The 21,393-nt window shown below is 65.4% G+C and carries 20 protein-coding genes and 1 tRNA gene; 11 read left to right on the top strand and 10 right to left on the bottom strand.

Features of this window, described 5'->3' with window-relative positions:
• Nucleotides 1-108 precede the first annotated feature (108 nt).
• Genes FJ423_RS34315 through FJ423_RS26695 form a run of 3 tightly spaced genes read left to right on the top strand, consistent with a single transcriptional unit; the run spans nt 109 to nt 5,940 of the window.
• Entirely contained in the window at nt 109-1,179 is a 1,071-nt protein-coding gene (locus FJ423_RS34315) for a hypothetical protein (protein WP_140845996.1), read from the top strand.
• The gene (locus FJ423_RS26700; RefSeq protein WP_140845952.1) at nt 1,121-2,611 is read left to right on the top strand and encodes a DUF6504 family protein; all 1,491 of its coding nucleotides are present in this window, start codon (nt 1,121-1,123) and stop codon (nt 2,609-2,611) included. Before FJ423_RS34315 ends, FJ423_RS26700 begins: the two co-directional genes overlap by 59 nt.
• On the top strand, nt 2,608-5,940 hold the full coding sequence (locus FJ423_RS26695; RefSeq protein ID WP_140845951.1) for an error-prone DNA polymerase: 3,333 nt from the start codon (nt 2,608-2,610) through the stop codon (nt 5,938-5,940). Before FJ423_RS26700 ends, FJ423_RS26695 begins: the two co-directional genes overlap by 4 nt.
• A 265-nt stretch (nt 5,941-6,205) precedes the next feature.
• Here the strand turns inward: FJ423_RS26695 and FJ423_RS26685 are convergent, their stop codons facing one another.
• From FJ423_RS26685 to FJ423_RS26670, 4 genes are all read right to left on the bottom strand, one after another.
• Nucleotides 6,206-6,454 carry a Trm112 family protein gene (locus tag FJ423_RS26685; protein WP_140845950.1) on the bottom strand — a complete coding sequence of 83 codons (249 nt, stop codon included), beginning with the start codon at nt 6,452-6,454 and terminating at the stop codon, nt 6,206-6,208.
• A 170-nt stretch (nt 6,455-6,624) separates the two neighbouring features.
• A complete protein-coding gene (locus FJ423_RS26680) occupies nt 6,625-7,296 on the bottom strand; it encodes an LON peptidase substrate-binding domain-containing protein (RefSeq protein WP_095769837.1) in 672 nt (223 codons plus the stop codon).
• Nucleotides 7,297-7,567: 271 nt separating this feature from the next.
• Nucleotides 7,568-8,560 carry a thioredoxin gene (gene trxA, locus FJ423_RS26675; RefSeq protein WP_140845949.1) on the bottom strand — a complete coding sequence of 331 codons (993 nt, stop codon included), beginning with the start codon at nt 8,558-8,560 and terminating at the stop codon, nt 7,568-7,570.
• Nucleotides 8,561-8,697: 137 nt separating this feature from the next.
• On the bottom strand, nt 8,698-9,192 hold the full coding sequence (locus FJ423_RS26670) for a prolyl-tRNA synthetase associated domain-containing protein (RefSeq protein ID WP_140845995.1): 495 nt from the start codon (nt 9,190-9,192) through the stop codon (nt 8,698-8,700).
• A 263-nt stretch (nt 9,193-9,455) separates the two neighbouring features.
• Here FJ423_RS26670 and FJ423_RS26665 point away from each other — a divergent pair.
• From FJ423_RS26665 to FJ423_RS26650, 4 genes are all read left to right on the top strand, one after another.
• Nucleotides 9,456-9,530, top strand: a tRNA-Gly gene (locus tag FJ423_RS26665).
• A 406-nt stretch (nt 9,531-9,936) separates the two neighbouring features.
• On the top strand, nt 9,937-10,233 hold the full coding sequence (locus FJ423_RS26660; protein ID WP_140845948.1) for a hypothetical protein: 297 nt from the start codon (nt 9,937-9,939) through the stop codon (nt 10,231-10,233).
• Nucleotides 10,234-10,257: 24 nt separating this feature from the next.
• A complete protein-coding gene (locus tag FJ423_RS26655; RefSeq protein ID WP_140845947.1) occupies nt 10,258-10,455 on the top strand; it encodes a hypothetical protein in 198 nt (65 codons plus the stop codon).
• Nucleotides 10,456-10,691: 236 nt separating this feature from the next.
• Nucleotides 10,692-11,075: a hypothetical protein gene (locus FJ423_RS26650; RefSeq protein ID WP_140845946.1), complete on the top strand. Its 384-nt coding sequence runs from the start codon at nt 10,692-10,694 to the stop codon at nt 11,073-11,075.
• A 176-nt stretch (nt 11,076-11,251) separates the two neighbouring features.
• Here FJ423_RS26650 and FJ423_RS26645 read toward each other — a convergent pair whose 3' ends face one another.
• Nucleotides 11,252-11,692, bottom strand: a complete 441-nt coding sequence (locus FJ423_RS26645) for an Lrp/AsnC family transcriptional regulator (RefSeq protein WP_095769871.1) — start codon at nt 11,690-11,692, stop codon at nt 11,252-11,254.
• A gap of 127 nt (nt 11,693-11,819) precedes the next feature.
• Between FJ423_RS26645 and rocF the strand changes: the two genes are divergently transcribed.
• Both rocF and FJ423_RS26635 read left to right on the top strand, forming a co-directional pair.
• On the top strand, nt 11,820-12,752 hold the full coding sequence (gene rocF, locus FJ423_RS26640) for an arginase (RefSeq protein WP_140845945.1): 933 nt from the start codon (nt 11,820-11,822) through the stop codon (nt 12,750-12,752).
• Between the two features lie 2 nt (nt 12,753-12,754).
• Nucleotides 12,755-13,813, top strand: coding sequence for an ornithine cyclodeaminase (locus tag FJ423_RS26635; protein ID WP_140845944.1), 1,059 nt, complete (start codon nt 12,755-12,757; stop codon nt 13,811-13,813).
• 453 nt (nt 13,814-14,266) lie between these two features.
• On the opposite strand, the gene FJ423_RS26625 is transcribed toward FJ423_RS26635, so the two are convergent.
• The 5 genes from FJ423_RS26625 to FJ423_RS26605 form a co-directional block, all read right to left on the bottom strand.
• Nucleotides 14,267-15,265 (bottom strand): substrate-binding domain-containing protein, encoded by a 999-nt coding sequence (locus tag FJ423_RS26625; protein ID WP_140845942.1) that lies wholly within the window; start codon nt 15,263-15,265, stop codon nt 14,267-14,269.
• 12 nt (nt 15,266-15,277) lie between these two features.
• A complete protein-coding gene (locus FJ423_RS26620; protein ID WP_140845941.1) occupies nt 15,278-16,294 on the bottom strand; it encodes an ABC transporter permease in 1,017 nt (338 codons plus the stop codon).
• Nucleotides 16,291-17,790 (bottom strand): sugar ABC transporter ATP-binding protein, encoded by a 1,500-nt coding sequence (locus FJ423_RS26615; protein WP_181174908.1) that lies wholly within the window; start codon nt 17,788-17,790, stop codon nt 16,291-16,293. Before FJ423_RS26615 ends, FJ423_RS26620 begins: the two co-directional genes overlap by 4 nt.
• Nucleotides 17,791-17,927: 137 nt before the next feature.
• Nucleotides 17,928-18,893 (bottom strand): sugar ABC transporter substrate-binding protein, encoded by a 966-nt coding sequence (locus FJ423_RS26610; protein WP_140845939.1) that lies wholly within the window; start codon nt 18,891-18,893, stop codon nt 17,928-17,930.
• A 205-nt stretch (nt 18,894-19,098) separates the two neighbouring features.
• Nucleotides 19,099-20,118 (bottom strand): LLM class flavin-dependent oxidoreductase, encoded by a 1,020-nt coding sequence (locus tag FJ423_RS26605; protein WP_140845938.1) that lies wholly within the window; start codon nt 20,116-20,118, stop codon nt 19,099-19,101.
• A 260-nt stretch (nt 20,119-20,378) separates the two neighbouring features.
• On the opposite strand from FJ423_RS26605, the gene FJ423_RS26600 reads away from it, so the two are divergent.
• Together FJ423_RS26600 and FJ423_RS26595 are read left to right on the top strand one after the other, a co-directional pair.
• Nucleotides 20,379-21,134: a COG4280 domain-containing protein gene (locus FJ423_RS26600; protein ID WP_140845937.1), complete on the top strand. Its 756-nt coding sequence runs from the start codon at nt 20,379-20,381 to the stop codon at nt 21,132-21,134.
• A complete protein-coding gene (locus tag FJ423_RS26595; RefSeq protein WP_140845936.1) occupies nt 21,131-21,340 on the top strand; it encodes a hypothetical protein in 210 nt (69 codons plus the stop codon). The genes FJ423_RS26600 and FJ423_RS26595 overlap by 4 nt, the downstream gene beginning before the upstream one ends.
• Nucleotides 21,341-21,393 lie beyond the last annotated feature (53 nt).

Below are 21,393 nucleotides of genomic sequence, written 5' to 3'. Positions count from 1 at the left end.
GGGTAAAAGACGAAGGAATAAATTCCTTGCGACTCTGCTTGACTCTTCCGGGCGCCTCTGGAATCTATAGGAACATAACAGGAACAATTGCTGCTGGAAGTGAACGTCATGGCGATGAGCGCCGTGGCGCGGGACACTGTTTTTGCCCTGCGCCGCCAGATCGCGAAGATCGAGGGAACGCTGCCCGAGCGCCTGCAGGCGCCCTCGGGGTGCGCGCCCGAAGCAATTCCAGGAAAAGTGCGAAGCAGTTTTCCGTCCGGAATGGCGCAAAACCAAACACCCAGCGATGCCGCCGGGCCGGACATGACGATTGTCCGGCGCGGCCTTGCCGTGGCTTCGGCGGATGCCTTCCTGCACACCGGCATCGATAGGCTCGATGCAGCGCTTGGCGGCGGCCTGCCCAAGGCGGCGCTCAGCGAAATCCATGGCCTGGAGACCCGCGATGCCGGCGCCGTTGCCGGCTTCGCGCTCTCGCTCGTAAGCCTGGTCCTCAGGGAGAAGCAGGGTCTGCCGATCCTCTGGGTCGGCACGGCGGAAATCTTCCACGAGGCCGGCATGCCCTATGCCAGGGGCCTTCATGCCCTGTTCGGCATCGAGCCTGGGCAATTGCTGTTTTCCGAGGCGCCGAAGCTGCTCGACGCGCTGTGGATCGCCGAGGAGGCGGCCCGCATGACGGCCTTTGCCGCGGTCATCCTCGAGATCCGCGGCAGTCAGCGGCTTCTCGACCTCACCGCCACGCGCCGGCTGCATGCGCGGGCCCGGAGCGCCGGCCGCCCGCTGCTTTTGCTGCGCCAGGCCGGCGAGGCCGATCCCACCGCCGCTCCGGTGCGCCTCATCGTTTCGGCGGCGCCCGCGGCAAGCCGCGAGACCCTCGCCGGGCCGCTCGCCGGCTCGATCGGCCGCCCGGCCTTCAAAGTCGATATCGGCAAGAGCCGCACGGCCCTGCCTGGACAGTTCACACTGGAGTGGAACCCCGATGAGCACGCTTTTGCAGAAAGAACAGAGAATTCTGTCGCTGTGGTTCCCGCATCTGGCCGCGGAGCGGATCCTGCGCCAGCGTCTGGGGCGGTCCTGGCGTTCCCGGCCCTCGCATCGCCTGCCGTCGCCTCAGCCGCCGCTGGTGATCAGCCATCGCGACAACAACACCCAGCGCATCGCAGCCCTCGACGAGCGGGCTGAGGCGCTCAGATTGAAGCGCGGCATGGGCATCGCCGATGCGCGCGCCATGCATCCCTCGATCGATGTGGTCGAGGCAGATCCGGAAGCCGACCGCCGCCTGCTCGAAGGCCTTGCCGACTGGTGCGACCGCTACACGCCGCTGGTGGCGATCGACGGCGAGGACGGGCTGTTCCTCGACGTCACCGGCTGCACGCATCTGTTCGGCGGCGAGCGCGCCATGCAGGACGAGATCCTCGCCCGCTTCTTCCAGCAGGGCTTCGATGTCCGCGCCGGGCTGGCCTCGACGCCGGGCGCCGCCTGGGCGGCGGCGCGCTTCCATGGCGATCGCATCGTGGCCGGCGGCGAGGAAGAGGCGCTGCTTTCGCCACTGCCCTTGTCGGCGCTGCGCATCGCGCCGGAGACCCGCGCCAGCCTGGAAAGTGTGGGCTTGCGCACCGCCGGCGCGGTGATGGCAGCACCCCGCGCGCCGCTCGCCCGCCGTTTCGGCGCCACCTTGCTTCTGCGCCTCGACCAGGCGCTCGGCCGCCTCGACGAGGCCGTGTCGCCGCGCCTTCCCGTGGCGCCGCTCTCGGTCGAGCGCCATCTTGCCGAGCCGGTCGTGCTCACCGACGACATCGAGCGGCTGGTGAGCCGGCTGGCGATCGCCTTGAAGACCGACCTCGAACGCCGCGGCGAGGGCGCAAGGACGCTGGCGCTGCTTCTCTTCCGCGTCGATGGCGCCGTCAACCGCATCGCCGTCGGCACCTCCCGCCCGATGCGCGAGCCGCGGCTGATCCAAAGACTGTTCCATGAGCGGCTCACCGCGCTGGAGCAGAGCATCGACGCCGGCTTCGGCTTCGATCTCGTGCGGCTGTCCGTGCTGTCGGTCGCGGCCTTCGACTTGGCTCAGGGCGACCTCACCGGCGAGACCGACGACGATGACGCCGACATCGCGCTCTTTGCCGACCGCGTCCGCGCCCGTCTCGGCGAAGCCGCCGTGCTGAAGCCGGTGGTCGTCGAAAGCCATCTGCCGGAACGCGCCGTCAAAACCGTACCTTTCGCCGAAGCGCCGCAAGGACGCGCCCCGGCGGCCGGACGGACGCCGCCGCCCCGAACAGCGCCACCGATGACCGTTTACCCGCCGGAGCGGCCGGTGCGCCTGTTCCGCTCGCCCGAGCCGATCGAGGTGCCGGCGACCGAGATCCCGGAGGGACCGCCGATGAATTTCCGCTGGCGGCGCGCGCTCTACCGTGTCGCCCGCGCCGAAGGGCCGGAGCGCATCGCCGCCGAATGGTGGCGCCAGCTGCCCGGCGAGGAAGAGGCGCCGACCCGCGACTATTACCGCATCGAGGACAGCGAGGGGCGCCGCTACTGGCTCTACCGCCAGGGCCTTTACAGCAGCGCCGCGCAGGCCGCGCCGCCGCGCTGGTTCATGCATGGGGTGTTCGCATGAATGCGCTGACCGTCATCCCCTATGCCGAGTTCGGCATAAGCTCGAATTTCTCCTTCCTGCGCGGCGCCTCCAAGCCCGAGGAGCTGGTGGTCACGGCGAAATTCTACGGCTTTGCCTCGATCGGGCTTGCCGACAGGAACACGGTCGCTGGCGTCGTGCGTGCCTGGCAACAGGCCAAGGTGGAGAAGCTCGCCTATCATCCCGGCTGCCGCCTGGTGTTTGGCGACGGCACGCCGGATATCCTCGCCTATCCCCGCGACCGCCAGGGCTGGGGGCATCTCTGCCGCATGCTCACGCAAGCCAATTTGCGCGACGAGAACGAGAAGGGCGCGACGCTGCTCCAGTTGAGCGACCTGCTCGAATGGGGCGATCGGATGTCGCTGGCGATCCTGCCCGATCTGTCGGCAGGCGCACAAGACAACCTGGCATTCATTAGCCGGCTTAAGGATTGCTTCGGCGCGGCGCTCCGGCTGGCCGTGGCGCCGGATTATGCCGGCAACGACCGTTTCCGCATCGAGCAGGCTTCCGCGATGGCCGAGCATGCCCGCGTCCCGCTGATGGCGACCAACGACGTGCTCTACCATGCCGCCGATCGCCGTCCGCTGCAGGACGTGCTGACCGCGATCCGCCTCAACACGCCGGTTTCCGAGGTCGGGCTGGAGCTGATGGCCAATGCCGAGCGCCACCTGAAGCCGCCGCTGGAGATGGCGCGGCTTTTCCGCCGTCACCCGCAGGCTTTGGCCGAGACGCTGCGCTTCGCCGACGAGCTCGCCTTCTCGCTCAGCGACCTCGAATACAATTATCCGGACGAGCCGACCGAATCCGGGCTTGGACCGCAGGCCGAGCTCGAACGGTTGGCGCGGGAAGGCGCGGCCGTTCGCTATCCGGCCGGCGTTCCCGAGGATGTGCTGAAACGCATCGACAGCGAGCTCGTTTTGATCGAGCGCCTGAACTATGCCCGCTATTTCCTCACCGTCCATGACATCGTCAAATTCGCCCGCAGCCAGGGCATCCTTTGCCAAGGCCGCGGTTCGGCCGCCAATTCGATCATCTGCTTCTGCATCGGCATCACCGAGGTCGGACCCGAGCGCATCGACACCTTGTTCGAGCGCTTCATCTCGGAGGAACGCAACGAGCCGCCCGACATCGACGTCGACTTCGAGCATGAGCGGCGCGAAGAGGTCATTCAGTACATCTATACGAAATACAGCGCCAAGCGCACCGCCTTGGCCGCCGCCGTCATCAGCTATCGCGGCCGCTCGGCCCTGCGCGAGGTGGCCAAGGCCATGGGCTTGTCGGAGGATGTCCGCAGCGCGCTCTCCAGCACCATCTGGGGCTGGTCGACCTCCGAGCTCGGCGAAAGGGAAGCCAATGCCGGCGGCCTCGACCGCACCGATCCGTTGTCACGTCAGGTGCTGGAACGCGCCAACGAGATCATGGGCTTTCCCCGCCATCTTTCCCAGCATGTCGGCGGCTTCGTTATCACCCGCGACCGGCTCGACGAGGTCGTGCCCATCGTCAAGACGGCGATGGAGGAGCGCAAGATGGTCGAGTGGGACAAGGACGATCTCGACGCGGTGAAGATCCTCAAGGTGGACGTGCTGGCGCTCGGCATGCTGACCTGCCTGAAGCGCGCCTTCACCTTGCTCACCGATCATTATCCGCGGGCGCGGGATCCATTTGGACAGCCTTATGTGCTCGCGACCCTTCCCGAAGAGGACAGGCGCGTTTACGCCATGATCCAAAGAGCCGACACGCTCGGCGTCTTCCAGATCGAGTCGCGTGCGCAGATGTCGATGCTGCCGCGCCTCAAGCCAAAGAATTTCTACGACCTCGTCATTGAGGTGGCGATCGTGCGCCCCGGCCCGATCCAGGGCGACATGGTGCATCCCTATCTGCGCCGGCGGCAGGGCAAGGAGAAGGCCGAATACCCCAAGCCTGAGTTGGAAGAGATTCTCGGCAAGACCCTTGGAGTGCCTTTGTTTCAGGAGCAGGCGATGAAGATCGCCATTGTCGCCGGCGGCTTCAAGCCGGGTGAGGCAGACGAGTTGCGCCGCGCCATGGCGACCTTCAAACGCACCGGCACGATAGGAAACTATGAAACGCGAATGGTCGAGGGAATGGTCAAGAAAGGCTATCCCAGAGAGTTCGCCGAGCGCTGCTTCAAGCAGATCGAAGGCTTTGGCGAATATGGCTTTCCCGAAAGCCACGCCGCCTCCTTCGCGCTGCTTGTCTACGCCTCCTGCTGGTTCAAGACCTTTTATCCGGACGTGTTCTGCGCCGCGATCCTGAATTCCCAGCCGATGGGTTTTTACCAGCCGGCCCAGCTCGTGCGCGATGCGCGCGACCATGGCGTCGAGGTGCGCGAGGTCGACATCAACCATTCCGTCTGGGACTGCACGCTGGAGGAAACCGCCTTCGATCCGTCCCGCATTCTCGAGCGCCACGCCTCGATGCGCGGCGTCATCGAGACGGCTCACGCCGTCCGCCTCGGCTTCCGCCAGATCAAGGGCCTGTCCGAAGAGCGCATGGATATAGTCGTCGCCCGCCGCGGCGACGGCTATCGCTCGGTCAGGGACGTCTGGCTGCGTTCGGGCCTCGATGTCGGCGAGATCGAACGATTGGCGCAAGCGGACGCCTTCCGCTCGATCGGCCTCGACCGCCGTGCCGCGCTCTGGGAAGTCCGCGCCCTTGACGGCAAGAGCGCCGCCGAGAAATTGCCGTTGTTCGACCAGCCCTCGCTTCGCCTGCGCGAGCTGGAGCCGGAAACGAAGCTGCCGAAAATGCCGCTCGGCGAGCATGTCGTCCACGATTACCGCTCGCTCGGCCTATCTTTGAAGGAACACCCCGTCGCCTTCCTGCGCGAACGGCTGGATCGCGCCGGCGTCACCCCCAACGCCCGCCTGCCGTCTGTGCGCGACGGCCGCCGCGTTTCCGTCGCCGGGCTGGTGCTGGTGCGCCAGCGTCCGGGCAAGGGCAATGCCATTTTCCTCACGCTGGAAGACGAAAAATCGATCGCCAACGTCATCATCTGGCCACGCGTCTTCGACCGCTTCCGCCCGGTGGTCATGGGCGCGCGCTTCATCCGCGTCACCGGCAAGCTGCAGCATGAATCGGACGTCATCCACATCGTCGCCGACCGGATCGAGGATTTGACGTCCTGGCTGAGCGTGCTGCTGGAGACCGCCAATCGGCCGGTCATCGAGCATAATCCCGCCGAACGGCCGGTTGGAGCCGCCGCAAGCCGTGGCCGGCCTGTCCATCAGGAGATCGAGACCCTGTCGGGTGCCGCGCAACAAGTCATGCCGAAAGGGCGGAATTTTCAGTGAGGCAGAGGCCTTCGACCTCAATCGGAGCGAAGACGCCAAGATGAGGAAGAATTGTGAAGCCGCGTTCCTTCACACCCCCCTCTGGCCTGCCGGCCATCTCCCCCGCAAGGGGGGAGATCAGATGTTGCGCGGCTTTCGCCAATTGGCGACGTCGAAAGAAGGGCGCGACGCCCAAGCTGCCAATCTCCCCCCTTGCGGGGGAGATGCCCGGCAGGGCAGAGGGGGGTGCTGTCCCGCCAGCGTTCCGGTTGTCAGCAAAGGGTCTTCACGAAGCCCCGCCGAGCCGGGGCGGCGGTGGGGTCAGCATGTCCTCGGCCGAGATCGTGCGCGCCTCCGAGGGCAGCATGATCGGGATGCCGTCGCGTACCGGATAAGCGAGCTTCGCCACGCGCGAGACCAGCTCGTTGCGCTCGGGGTCCCAGGTTAGCGGTCCTTTGGTCAGAGGGCAGGCGAGCAGCTCCAGCAGCTTCGGGTCGACCGTGGCTTTTCGTCCGTCGCGTCCGTCCGCCGCCATCGCACTCTTCCCTTGTCCACTATACGGTCTAAGTGTGTTGAGATTCAGGTCAGGCCGAGTCGAGAACGGTGGCTTCCGAGAACCGGAGCGGAGCGTACTTAACGTACGTGAGCACCGGAAGCGCAGGAAGCTGCCGTTCGCAGGCCGGGCTCACCTGAATATCAATACACTTATTGTAGACTCGAGCCAAACTCATCATCCTCGCGCGCCAGCGTCATTTCGGTGATGGCGATCAGCGTTTCGGCGCGCGTCTTCAGGTCCGGCGCTTCCAGCAGCGCCTGCTTCTCGGCCGGCCCGTAGGGCGCCATCATCGACAGCGCGTTGACCAGCATGCCGTTTTCGGCGCGGCTGACGCTTTCCCAGTCGGCCTCGAGGTCGTTGGCCTGCAGATAGGAACGAAAAGCCTTGAGCAGCGCCGGCCGGTCGACGTCGGCGCCGGCCGGGTCTTCCTCGAGGTCGGCGAGAAACGGCGCGATCTTGCACTGCCGGAACGGCGCCTTTGCCGTAAGCTCCTGCACAATGCGAAACCGGCACACGCCCTGCAGCGAGATCAAATAGCGCCCGTCGCCCGTCTCGGCGAGCGAGATGATGCGCCCGGCGCAGCCGACGCTGCACAGTTCAGGCTCGCCGTCGTCGCGCAATGCGCCGTCGAGGCTGGGCTGGATCATGCCGATCAGCCGCGAGCCGGCCATCGCCAGATCGATCATCTGCAGATAGCGCGGCTCGAAAACGTTGAGCGGCATGCGGCCGCCCGGCAGAAGCAGCGCGCCGGCGAGCGGGAAAACCGGGATTGCCGCCGGCAGATCCTTGGCAAGCCTGTAAAGTGCGTTACCGACGCGCACCGCGACCCTCCCAAAGCAACGCCGGCAAGCGTATCAAGCTGCAATCTCCTCTCGCACCGGCGAATTCGTCACGATCGGCATCCGGCCCCGCCCTTATCTGGCGCTGATGTCCCGCTGCGCAAGCCTGCCGGCCGCGACAGCCGGCAAAAAATTCACGGCAATTCCGGGAAAGTATCAGTTGGGGTCGGCGACTTCGCCGCAGCCTTCCGTCCGGAATTGCGCAAACCGAACTTAAAGCGGTTCGGCGGCTCTGTGAATCGCCGAAACCGTCCTACGAGAACAGCAGCGACGAGAGCTTGCGGCGTGCCGCGAGCGTCGCCTCGTCGGTCATTCCCCAGGCTTCGAACAGCTTCAACAGCTGCGCCCTGGCGCCGTCGTCGTTCCAGGTCCGGTCGGCCTTGACGATCGCCAGCAAATTGTCGGCGGCCGCGTCGCGCTCGCCGCGCGCGTTCTGGATCATCGCCAGATCGAAGCGCGCCTGATGGTCGGCGGGGTTGGCGGCGAGCCGGCGCTCGAGCTCGGCCGGATTGCCGAGCGCGGCCGCTTCCGCGGCAAGCGTCATCTTGGCGCGCAGCGCGGCCAGCGCGGGTGCGTCCTTCTTGTCCTCGGGCGCTCGCGCCAGCACGGCCTCGGCGCCTTCCACGTCCCCGGCATCGTACAGGATCTCGCCCAAGCCTGCGACCGCCTCGATCGTCTCCGGCGCCTGCTCGAGGACCGCGTCGTAAATGTCGGCCGCGGTCTGGACGTCGCCGGCCGTGCGCGCCTCGGCCGCCGCCGCAAGCGCGTCGGCGATCTGCGGCGCGCCGCCTCCCTTGCCGCCGACCTTCTCGATGAATTGGGCGACCTGGCTTTCCGGAACCGCGCCCATGAACCCGTCGACCGGCTGGCCGTCCTTGAAGGCGATGACCGCGGGAATCGACTGGATGCCCAGCTGGCCGGCGATCGAGGGGTGATCGTCGATGTTCATCTTGACCAGCTTGACCTTGCCCCCGGCGTTCTTCACCGCCTTTTCGAGCTGCGGCGTCAGCTGCTTGCAAGGCCCGCACCATGGCGCCCAGAAGTCGACCAGCACCGGCTGGCGGCGCGATTCCTGGATGACGTCGGCGGCGAAAGTCGCGGTTGTGGTGTCCTTGATAAGGTCGGCCGCCGCCGGGCCGTCGCCGAGCGAAACCTTGGCGCGGTCGCCGCCGCCATATTGCACCGTCTGGGCATACTGGCCGCCATTGCCGCCAAACGCGCCGCTATACGGATTGTTGTCACTCATCTTGTCGCCCTTTCGGTCACGCTCTCAGGCGTCGGCGCCCGGCGCGTCATTGTCGGATTTCGCAACCGCCTTCCATGTGGCGATCAGCCCCCGAGTTTCAAGGCAATAAGGCCTTCAAGGCAAGGGCACTTTCAAGGTCATGAGACTTTCAGGATAACAGGATCATGGCCGGTTGCCTCGACGAATCTGATAAGGTCGGCGGCGGCGATCGAGGTCGTCGCCTCATTGGTCAGCGGATGGCCGTTGATGACGTCGTGGCTCATCAACGCCTCGTCGAGCACGACCTTGACCTTGCCTTCCGTGTCGTTGATCAGGCCGAAAACGGTGACCGCGCCGGGGATGACGCCGAGCAGCTCCATCAGCATTTCCGGCTTGCCGAACGACACCCGGCTGGCGGCGCCGATCAGGTGGTGGATCTGCTTCAGGTCGACCACGGCGTCCTCGCCGACGGTGACGAGGAAATAATTGTCCTTCTTGTCCTTGAGGAACAGGTTCTTGGTGTGGCCGCCGGGAATCTCGCCACGCAGGCCTTGCGAATCGGCGACCGTGAACAGCGGCGGGTGCCTGACCGTCGAGACGGAAATGCCGAGATCGGCAAGAAATTCGTTGAGCTCGGCTTCGGTCTTCGGCATCGGTCCTCGCGCGGTCAAAAAAGGGCTCATGCCGTTTACGGCCAACGGTGCCATCGGGGCAAGGCCGCCGGAGCCATTGCGGGCAAAGCGGGCGGCGGCTTGCCTGCGGATTTGCGAGCAGTCCGGTTTCGCCGCCGCTTCGGTGCTTTCGACGCGAACGTCGCCGCGGGAAGAATTCGCGCCAAAAAAGACCGTCATTTCCCTGTTGCAATCGCCGCGCTCTTCGGCCATATAGGCGCGGCTTGCGGCCCAAGGCCGCGCGAGCGGGTGTAGCTCAGGGGTAGAGCACAACCTTGCCAAGGTTGGGGTCGGGCGTTCGAATCGCCTCACCCGCTCCAGTTTCCTTCAAGGGATCAAGCAAACGAAAAGCCGCGGTCTCCGCGGCTTTTTCGCGTTTGCGGCTAGCGGGAAACCCACCCGCGGCACAGCGCCGGAGTTACGTCTGGACCGTCGGCAACGCGCATTGCCGCATCCCCACGGATCTCCCGCAAGACATCCAGCAGATAGTTCACGCGATATTTTCCTTCAAACAGCCACGCTTCCCCATCCGGAAAGTATCCGCTGCCCATCAGACTTGAGTCGCATGCCGAAGGGACTGTAGAGCCTCTTTTGCCAGGGGTCCGACAACTATATGTTGTGTGAAAGTGCTGGAATTAATCCGGCCGGGCAGTCTCGCGGGAGGCATTCCCGCAAGTCGTTACGTTGGGGCATAGCTGGAGCAATTCCAGGAAAGTGTGAGCGGTTATGCTCGGCGACTTCGCCGTAGTCTTCCGTTCGGAGTTGCGTCAAAGCAAACATAGAACGTCGGCCATGAGGTTTACAGCCTTTCAGGATCCGTGCGGCCAATGGATGGTGTTCGATTTACGGTCGGGTTTCCCGGCGCGAATGCCGGACATGTTGCTGCTTGGCCCGATTCGCGAGGAGGCGGAGCAGCTCGCGGGCCAGGCAGATGAATTCCTCTCGGTGCCGCGCTCGGCCGTGCCTCTTTCTCGATATTTGATCGCCCCGCAATGGAACGATTGGGCATCATCAGAACTTTAGCTTGCGCTAAAACAAGGAGCGCCTATGAGGTTCGCGGCAATACAGGATCCTTGCGACGACTGGCTTGTCTGCGATCTGGTTTCCGATCTCCCGGCGGAGATAGCAGGCCGGCTGCTGATCGGGCTGACGCAAGGCGAAGCCGAGCGACTTGCCGACCAGGCCAATGCCGGGCTAATCGGGCAGGCGATCGATTGGCCGATCCCGCTCGCCAGCGTCGCCTGAAGACGGCTGGGCTTGGGAACCCGCCTCGCCGACGGCGCATCGGCGATTCAACCCCAGATCACATCGGATAACGTTTGCGTGCTGCTCCATTTCAACGCCGCGGCGGTTTCTATATCTCCTCCCTGGGCCGAGATCCGCCGGCGGCGAATGGCCAGCACCGCGACACGACGCGACCGGACGGCCCGTTTTCGGAAAAAGCGGTCTTGCCGCTTCCTCCATCACGAGGAGATGTCATCATGCGTTCTTCCACCCCAAAACTCATCGCGGCCGCCTCGATCTTCGCGGCCATACCGCTTTCGAGCGCCTATGCCGTGCACCGCCACCATAGGGCGCAGGTCGACACAATGACCACGGCGTCAGTGCCGGCGGAGCCCGAAGCGAGAGCCGCGACGCAGCAGCTGCTTGGCGTGAAGCAAGGTATCCGTGCGGCCAGGCAGGCCGGCAAGATCACGCAGGAACAGGCTCGCGACCTGATGCGGCAGGCCGATGGCATCCAGCCCACCGGAGGCCGTTCGGCGATCGGGCGGATCAATGAGCTGGACCAGCGGCTCCGAAACGCTACCGGCCAGGGAAACTATATGGGCGACGGCTCGGACGGCGGCTATTATCCGAACGGCTGACCGCCTGCATGAGCGGTGCCATGCGGCAGTCATGGAGCAATTCCGGGAAAGCCGGACCGCGGCCCGGCCCGTCGCCTTCGGCCCGCGTCGCACGAAATAAGAACCTGAAGCGGCCCGGCGTTTCGCAAGATCGCCGAACCGCTTCACGCCTCACCGCGCCGTCACCGATCATGCGCCTACGCCAGCCGCGCCCGCGTCGTCCTTGGCGTCGCCAGCAGCAGGCTTGTCTCGCTCCCCGTAATGCCGGGGATCAGCCGGATGCGCCGCAGCACCGCGTCGAAGTCCGTCAGCGTGGCGGTGCCGAGCTCGACCACCAGGTCCCAGCGGCCGTTGGTGGTGTGGATGGTCGAGACCTCGGCGAGGCCGCCGAGTGCCTTGACGACGCGGTCGGCGGCATGGCCTTCGATCTCGATCGTCATCACGCCGCGTATCTTCTGATCGACCGCGTCGGCGCGCAGCACCACAGTGTAGCCGATGATCTCGCCGGACTTTTCCAGCCGTTCCATGCGCGACCTGACCGTGGCGCGTGACACGCCGAGATCGATGGCGAGGTCGGATACACTGCGCCGCGCATCGTGCCTCAGCAGCGTCACCAGTTTCTCGTCCAGCGCGTCCATGGCTTCCATTTCGATCAAATCGTCTGACCATCATGATAGATTAGTCTTCTCGAAATGCCAATTTTCACTGTTCAAGCCGCCAGCAGCTGATGGTTCACTCCTTCGATCAATCGCAAGGTGAGAAAAGATGCGCTGCAGGATCGTCGGCGCGCCGGTGCAGGACGGCGCGGGCAGGATGGGATGCGAGATGGGGCCGAGCGCGCTGCGCACAGCAGGGCTGGTCTCGGTGCTGGCCGAGCTCGGCCACGAGGTCGAGGACTGGGGCGCGGTCGAGAAAGCCGCGGCGCGGCCCGTGGCGCACGGCAATCTCGCGCTGAAGGCGCTGCCGGAGATCTCCGCCTGGACGGCGGCAATCGCCGAGACCGCCTACGCGGCTTCGCGGGACGCCATGCCGATCTTCCTCGGCGGCGACCATTCGATCTCCGCCGGCACTATGTCGGGCGTGGCGCGCCGCGCGGCCGAGCGCGGACGGCCGCTCTTCGTGCTGTGGCTCGACGCGCATCCCGATTTCCACACGCTCGACACCACCACCAGCGGCAATCTGCACGGCGTGCCGCTCGCCTATGCCAGCGGCCAGGCCGGTTTTCAGGGCTATTTCCCGGATCTGCCGCAAGCCGTCGACCCGGCCCGCATCTGCGCCATCGGCCTGCGCAGCGTCGATCCGGCCGAGCGCCGCGCGCTCACTGAAGCCGGCGTCACCGTGCACGACATGCGCGCCATCGACGAGCACGGCATCGCGCCGCTGCTGCGCGCCTTCCTGGCCCGCGTCGAGGAGGAGAACGGGCTCTTGCATGTCAGCCTCGACGTCGATTTCCTCGACCCTTCGATCGCGCCGGCCGTCGGCACCACCGTGCCCGGCGGCGCCACCTTCCGCGAGGCGCATCTGGTAATGGAGATGCTGTCCGACTCAGGCCTCGTCTCAAGCCTCGACCTGGTCGAACTGAACCCCTTCCTCGACGAGCGCGGCCGTACCGCCACCCTGATGGTCGACCTCACTGCCAGCCTGATGGGCCGCCGCATCATGGACCGCCCAACCCGCAGCCATTCCGGAAACCTCTGATCATGACCCAGCCTTCGCGCCTTGCCATCGTTCCCTTTGTCAGCGTCGATCGCATGATGAAGCTGGTGCTCGCCATCGGCGTCGAGCGCTTCCTCACCGAGCTCGCCGCCTATATCGAGGAGGATTTCCGCCGCTGGGAGCTGTTCGACAAGACGCCGCGCATCGCCTCGCACAGCCATGACGGCGTCATCGAGCTGATGCCGACCAGCGACGGCAAGATGTACGGCTTCAAATATGTCAACGGCCATCCGAAGAACATGCGCGAAGGACGCCAGACCGTCACCGCTTTCGGCGTGCTCGCCGATGTCGGCTCCGGCTATCCGATGCTGCTCACCGAGATGACCATCCTGACGGCGCTGCGCACCGCCGCCACCTCGGCGGTAGCGGCAAAATACCTGGCGCCGAAGAACTCCCGCGCCATGGCCATCATCGGCAATGGCGCCCAGTCCGAGTTCCAGGCCATCGCCTTCAAGGCGCTCGTCGGCATCGACCGGCTGCGGCTCTACGACATCGACCGCTCGGCCTCGGAAAAATGTGCCCGCAACCTCGCCGGCAAGGGGTTTGATATCACCATCTGCTCGACCGGGCAGGATGCCGTGGAAGGCGTCGACATCATCACCACGGTTACCGCCGACAAGCAGTATGCCACGATCCTCACCGACAACATGGTCGGCGCCGGCGTCCATATCAACGCCGTCGGCGGCGACTGCCCCGGCAAGACCGAGCTGCACCGCGACATCCTTTTGCGCTCCGACATCTTCGTCGAGTTCCCGCCGCAGACCCGTATCGAAGGCGAGATCCAGCAGCTCGACCCCGATTATCCGGTGACCGAGCTGTGGCAGGTGATGACCGGGAAGGCCGAGGGCCGCAAGTCGCCCGAGCAGATCACGCTGTTCGATTCCGTCGGCTTCGCCACGGAAGATTTTTCCGCGCTACGCTATGTCCGCGACCAGCTCCAGGCCACCGGCCTCTATGAGGAGCTCGACCTGCTCGCCGACCCCGATGAGCCGCGCGACCTGTTCGGCATGCTGCTCAGGGCCGCCATGCAGCCGGCGGCTTGAAGGGGTTCGCTAAGGCGACTTCATACGGCGGGATAACCGCATAGAGCGCTCCCCCTCTCCGTCTCGGCTTCGCCGAGCCACCTCTCACCACTTCGTCTACGTTAAGCACATCTTCTGTGACTGGCGCGACTGATCAGGCCGACGCTTGATTGCCACGTGGTTCCCCCAATCCGTCGCTGCTTCGCAGCGCCACCTTTCCCCCCTCCGGAGGGAAAGGAAGGGAGCTGGACGGGCGCTGACGGCAAAAGGCTTGGCGCCTTTCCTCTACCCCGTCGATCGGGGGAGAGGTGGCTCGGCGAAGCCGAGACGGAGTGGGGTCGACCAGCGCGCTGCCATGCACGCTATCGCCAAAGGCCGGCCGCTTTGAAAGGTGTGCATGCCGTAGATGAAATGGGAGAGAGTGTCCGCGAAGCGGACGGAGAGGGGGCAGTGCCTACGTCGACGATTGCCAGACTACCCCCGCGCCGCGCAGCTTTCCCTCTCCACCAGAACCGGCGCCAGCACCTCGCGCCTTGACGGCGCTTCCGGCTCGCCCAGCCTCTCGAGCAGCAGGCTCACCGCCAGCGTGCCGATCTTTTCCACCGGCTGCGCGATCGTCGTCAGCGGCGGCCAGGTGGTGACGGCATAAGGGATGTCGTCGAAGCCGATCATCGACATGTCGTCGGGAACGTGCATGCCCCGCGAGCGCAGCGCGGTGACCGCGCCCATCGCCATCAGGTCGTTGCAGGCGAACACCGCGGTGATGCCGGGCGCCTGTACCATAAGTTGATCCATCGCCAGGCGGCCGCCGGCGAAATGATAGTCGGAATCGACGATTGACGACGCCGGCAGCTCAACGCCTGCTTCGCCAAGCGCGCGGACAAAACCGCGCAGGCGGGCCGGGCTGGAGCTCGAATCGCGCGGACCGCCGATGACGGCGATCTTCCTGTGGCCGAGCCCGGCCAGGTATTTGCCGGCGAGATAGCCGCCATGGTCGTGGTCGACCAGCACCGAATCGACATTGACCGACTGGATCTCGCGGTCGAGCAGCACCGCCGGCACGCTGGGCAAGAGGCGGGCGAACACCCGCGCGTGGTCGGACGAGCCGGCAAAGATCAGCCCGTCGATCTGCTTGGCCATCAGCACCGAGAGATAGCGCTCCTCCTTCTCGGCATTGCCGTCGGAGTTGCACAGGATCACCGTGTAGCCGGAAACGAAGCCGGCATCCTCGATCTGCCGCGCCACGCTGGCGAAGAAGGGATTGGAATTGTCGGGAAGAAGCAGGCCGATGGTCTTGGTTTCGCCGCGCCTGAGACTCCTCGCCACCGAGTTCGGGCTGTAGCGCAGCGCCGCGATCGCGGCGCGCACGCGCTCGGCCGTTTCCGGCTCGACATGACGCGTATGGTTCATCACATGCGAGACGGTGGCGACGGACACCCCCGCACGGCGCGCGACATCGGCAATCGTCGTCATGGCCCGTTCCCCTCAGCGGATTTTCCGCAACAGCCTCTCCCGGTACGCGTCTAGGATGACCGCGAGCACGATGACAAGGCCAATCACGATCGGTTTGAAATTGTCGCCGACGCCGAGCAGCTGCAATCCGGTGGAAAGCACCTGCAGGATGCAGGCGCCGACCAGCGTGCCGATGATCGAGCCCTTGCCGCCGCTGAGGCTGGTGCCGCCGATGATGACGGCGGCAATCGCGTTGAGCTCGTAGCCGACGCCGGCGATCGGGCTGCCGATGTTGAGGCGCAACAGATAGACCATCGCCGCGATGCCGGCGGTGAGCCCGCTGATGGTGAAGGCGGCGACCTTGTAGAAATCCGGATTGTGGCCAGACAGCCGCACCGCCTCGTCATTGGTGCCGACGGCGAAGATCATGCGACCGAAGACGGTGAAGCGCAGCACGAACCAGCCGGCCGCGATCACCAGCACGGCGACCAGGAAGATCGACGGCAGGAAGCCGCCGATGATCAGATTGCCGAAATCGACGAAGCTCTGCGGCAGGCCGGTGATGGTGGAATTGTCGCTGACCACGCGCGCGGCGCCCGCCGCCATGTTGAGCATACCCAGCGTGACGATGAAGGACGGGATCTTCCAGCGCGTCGAGATCCAGCCATTGAGGAAGCCGCAGACCGCACCCGTCGCCATGCAGGCCAGCAGCGCCAGCGTGATCGCCACGGCCGGCGACAGGCTCTCGTTGATCATGACGGTGGCGCCGACCACGGTGCACAGCGCCAGCACCGAGCCGACTGAAAGGTCGATGCCGCCGGTGAGGATGACGAAGGTCATGCCGGCCGCCAGCACCGTGTTGATGGCGATCTGCACGAAGATCTTCAGCGCGTTGCCGGAGGTGGCGAAATAGGGCGCGGTGGCCGAGAAGAACAGCGTGATCAGCACCAGCGCCAGGAGCACGCCGGCATCGCGCACCAAAAAGCGCAGGAACTTCGCCCGGCCCGGAGAAACAGGCGCCGCCACGGCTATCTCGGATGTCTCGCTCATGGTCGCACATACTCCTGATAGGCGAGCGACAGGATGCGCTCCTGGTCGAATTCGGATCGCGGCACTTCGCCGACGATCCTGTTTTTCGAAAAGACGATGATGCGGTGGCACATGCCCATCAATTCGGGCAGGTCGGACGACACCATGATGATGCCCTTCTGCCGCGCCGCCAGCATCCACAGCAGCTGGTAGATCTCGCGCCGGGCGCCGATGTCGACGCCGCGCGTCGGCTCGTCGAGGATCAGCGTGGAGGTGCCGCGGAACAGCCATTTGGCCAGCACCACCTTCTGCTGGTTGCCGCCCGAGAGGTTGCGCACCGCCTGCTCGATCGAGCTCGCCTTGACGCGCAGCTGGCCGACCAAATCGTTTGCTGCCGCGCTCTCCGCCCTTCGGTTGAGCAGCCCGTTGCGCGAAACCTTGCTGAGATTGGTGATGGTGATGTTCTTGTCGACGGCCATGTCGAGCAGAAGGCCCTGGCCCTTGCGGTCCTCGGTGAGCAGGCTCAAGCCATGCCGCACCGCGTCCTTCGGCGCGGCGATCGCCACGGGCTTGCCGTCGATCTCGACGACGCCGTCGAGTTTTGCGTCGGCGCCGAACAGAGCGCGCATAGCTTCGGTGCGGCCGCTGCCGACCAGGCCGGCGACGCCGAGGATCTCGCCATGGCGTACGGCGAACGATATCTCCGGGGTGGAGGCGTCGCGCTTCAGATTGGCGACGCTGAGCGCGACCTTGCCCGGTACGACCCTGGCATCGAAACCATATTCGTCGGCGATGTCGCGGCCGATCATCATGCGCACCAGGTCGGGCACGGTGAGGCCGTGCAGGTCGCGCGTCGCGACCAGCCTGCCGTTCCGCAAGACGGTCACGCGGTCGCCGATCTCGAACACCTCGTGCAGCCGGTGCGAGATGTAGATGGTGGTGACGCCTTTGGCCTTCAGCCGCTTGATGATGGAAAACAGCCGCTCGATCTCCGGCGGCGTCAGCGTCGCGGTCGGCTCGTCCAGCACCAGAAGCTTCGAGTCGTAGCTCAGCGCCTTGGCGATCTCGACCAGCTGCATCTGCGCGACGCCGAGCGCCTCGACGCGTATGCGCGGATCGATGTCGAGCCCGACTTGCTTGAGCAGCGCCACCGCGCGGCTATTGAGCGCCTTGCGGTCGACGATGCCGAAGGCGCGGCGCGGCAGGCTTTCCAGCATCAGATTCTCGGCGATGCTGAGATAGGGCAACAGGTTCAGCTCCTGGTGCACGACGCGGATGCCGCTCTGCTGCGCATCATGCGGCGTCTTCGGCTGATAGGGCTGGCCGTTGAAGGCGATCGTGCCGGAGTCCGGCTGGTAGATGCCGGCCAGCAGCTTGATCAGCGTCGACTTGCCGGCGCCGTTCTCGCCCAGGATAATATGGGTCTCGCCGCGCGCGATCGACAGCGACACGTCGCTCAGCGCGACGGCGCCGGGAAAGATCTTTCCGACTCTTTCAAGAGAGAGAATCGCATCCATGGGCGGCAGAATCCTAAACCGTGCCCGTCGGCGACGACAGCGGCGGGCGCTCCGTCACCGCCGCCTAAACTGGCGGCGGCGGTGACGAGAGAGGCGAAGCCTGGCGCCGGAAGGGAGCGCCGGCGCCCCGGCTCGCCTCATGCGGTGACCAGCTTGACGTCGGTCTTGACCCAGCCGGAGAATTTCTCGCCGGCCAGCTCGCGCAGGCCGTAGTCGATGCCCATCGCCGCCATCTTCGCGCCATACTGCTCGACGGTGGCGAGCATCTTGCCTTCCTTCAGCAGCGGACCGACGGCCGGGATGTTGTCGAAGCCGACGACCTTGATCTGGCCGGACTTGCCGGCAGCGTCGATCGCCTTGACGACGCCGAGCGCCATGGAGTCGTTGGCCGCCATCACGCCCTGAATGTCGGGATGCTGGGTGAGGAAGTTGGTCATCAGCGTGTTGGCTTCCTCGGTCTCCCAATGCGCGGTCTTGGAGTCGAGCAGGTCGAGGCCGTATTCCTTCACCGAATCGTCGAAGCCGAGCTTGCGCTGCTTGGCGTTGTCGGCCTCGGGATTGCCCTCGAGGATGACGACCTTGCCGCCCTTGCCCAGCGCCTTGCCGAGCGCGTCGCCGGCCAGCTTGGCGCCAGCGCGGTTGTCCGGGCCGAAGAAGGCGAGGTCGATGCCGGCCTTCTTCTTGGCCTCGGTGTCGAGCGCAACGTCGATGTTGATGACCTTGATGCCGGCCTTCAGCGCCTTGGCGATCGGCGTAACCATGGCTTTCGAATCGGCCGGGGCGACGACGATGATGTTGTAGTTCTGGGTGATGAAGTTCTCGATGGCGTCGACCTGGGCGGCGAAGTCGCGCTCGTCCTTCATGCCGACGGCGGCGAAATCGAACTTGTCCTTGTTCTTGGCCGCATACTCCTCCGCGCCAGCCTGCATCTGCTTGAAGAACTCGTTGGCCAGGGACTTCATGACCAGGCCGACCTTCGGCTTGTCGGCGGCGAGAACCGGTCCGAGCGGCAGCGCCAGCGCGCCGGCAGCCAAGGCGCTGGTCTTCAGGAACTGGCGGCGCGAGAACGGGCCAAGCCCATGCGTGTTTGAGAACTTGCTCATTAGTCTCCTCCACTTGATTGAGCCGTAATCGGTTACGTAACCGATTACGCGCCAGAGTAGATTGCTATTTTATCAGATGTCAACGTCGAGGGAAGGACGAGAGGGAAGGCGGTGCCAAGGCTGACGCTGGTGATTGGCGAAAGCCGGCGTGAAGTCTGATCTCCCCCTTGCGGGGGAGATTACGCGTTTTGCGGTTTTCGCCACATCACCGCCAGCCGAGCGCCGGCGCGACGTGCTTCAGGATCGACTCGATGACATGGGCGTTGTAGTCGACGCCGAGCTGGTTGGGCACGGTGAGCAGCAGCGTGTCGGCCTCGGCGATCGCCTGATCCTCCTTCAACTGCTCGATAAGCACGTCCGGCTCGGCGGCATAGGTGCGGCCGAACACGGCGCGCTTCTCCGGCTCGATATAGCCAAAATGGTCCTCGCCCTCGCTGCCGCCGAAATAGGCGCGGTCCATGTCGTTGACGAGGGCAAAAATGCTGCGGCTGACCGAGACGCGCGGCTCCCTGGCATGGCCTGCTTCCTTCCAGGCGGCGCGGTAGGCTCTTATTTGCTTGGCTTGCTGGACATGCAGCGGCTCGCCGGTCTCATCGAATTTCAGCGTCGAGCTTTGCAGGTTCATGCCGAGCTTGGCCGCCCATACCGCAGTTGCGTCGGTGGCCGCGCCCCACCAGATGCGCTCGCGTAGGCCGGCCGAGAAAGGCTCGAGCCTGAGCAGGCCGGGCGGGTTGGGGAACATCGGCCGCGGATTGGGCTGGGCAAAGCCCTCGCCGCGCAACAGGTCGAGGAAGATCTCGGAGTGCCGGCGTGCCATGTCGGCATCGCTCTTGCCCTCTTCCGGCACGTAGCCGAAGTAGCGCCAGCCATCGATCACCTGCTCGGGTGAGCCGCGGCTGATGCCCAACTGCAGACGCCCGCCGGCGATCAGGTCGGCAGCACCCGCATCCTCGGCCATGTAGAGCGGGTTCTCGTAGCGCATATCGATGACCGCCGTGCCGAGCTCGATACGCTTGGTCCTGGCGCCGGCCGCGGCAAGCAGCGGAAACGGCGAGGCGAGCTGGCGGGCGAAATGGTGGACGCGGTAATAGGCGCCGTCGGCGCCGAGCTCCTCGGTCGCGACCGCGAGGTCGATCGACTGCAGCAGCGCGTCGGCGCCCGAGCGCGTGCCCGATTGCGGCGAGGGCGACCAATGCCCGAACGACAGAAATCCGATCTTCTTCATGGCTCCGTTCCTGCTGGAGCGGCCCATCGACCGCTTAAAACTTCTTGTTGCTCCAGCAGATAGCCAGGGCAGCGCCGCGATACAACGGACACCGAACGGATACAGACCGTCAATGCGTTCTGCGAAATGTCCGCCCTCGCGTCGGGACGTGATGGGGCCGGAGGCGGCGCCGATCGCTTCATCCTGGCATTCTCGCCGGCGCCGGAGCGCTGTATCGTTCTCGCCGACCGGATGATTCCCGAGCATTGGACGAAGCCTTGATGCATGGCCTGACACCCATATTTTCCACCGTGACCGCCTCGTTCCTGGCCTCCTTCGTCGAAGTGGTCGAAGCCTTCACCATCGTGCTCGCCGTCGGCGTGACGCGCAGCTGGCGACCGGCACTGACGGGTGCGGCGCTGGCGCTCGCCCTGCTGGCGGCGCTGGTGCTCGTTTTCGGGCCGCTGCTGGCGCTTGTCCCCATCACCGTCCTGCAATTCGTGGTCGGCGTGCTTTTGATCCTGTTTGGCATGCGCTGGCTGAGAAAGGCGATCCTGCGCAGCGTCGGCGCGATCGCGCTGCATGACGAGGAGCAGGCCTTTTCCAGGGAGACGGCCGCCTTGCAGCGGCAGGCCGCCGACCGCCGCGCCGACTATCTGGCGGCCGTCGCGTCGTTCAAGGCGGTGCTGCTTGAAGGCGTCGAAGTGGTGTTCATCGTCATCGCCGTCGGCGCCGCGCACGGGCAGACGCTCTATGCCGGCCTCGGCGCGCTGGCGGCCTTCGTGCTGGTGATGCTGATCGGCCTTGCCGTGCACCGGCCGCTGGCGCGTGTGCCCGAGAATGCGCTGAAATTCGTGGTCGGGCTGATGCTGACCAGCTTCGGCGTGTTCTGGACCGGCGAAGGCCTCGGCGCCGAATGGCCGGGCGCCGACCTCGCTCTGCTCGCCATCTTCGCCGTCATTGCCGCCGCATCCTTCGCCATCGTGCGTTGGCTGCGCGGCGCCTACCCGGCACCCGCCGAAGGAGTTGCCCGATGATCCGTCTCGTCTTCAAGGAGCTCGTCGGCATGTTCGTCGACGACGGTAATCTCGCCCTGCTCGCGCTGATCCTGATCGCGCTGGTCACCGCCGCGGTGAAGTTCTTGGGGTTGCCGCCGCTCATCGGCGGCTTCCTGCTTCTCGCCGGCTGCCTGGCAATTCTCCTGCAAAGCACACGCCGCGCCGCGCGCGGCAAGGCGCGCTGACCGGCGTTTATTTTCCGCGAAATCAGCGCAAACGCTGAGGGTTGGCTGGAGCC

It is taken from the genome of Mesorhizobium sp. B2-8-9 (assembly GCF_006439475.1).
Taxonomy (GTDB): Bacteria; Pseudomonadota; Alphaproteobacteria; order Rhizobiales; family Rhizobiaceae; genus Mesorhizobium.
Note: the sequence above shows the minus strand (reverse complement) of the source record. Positions and strands in the feature narration are given on the sequence as shown.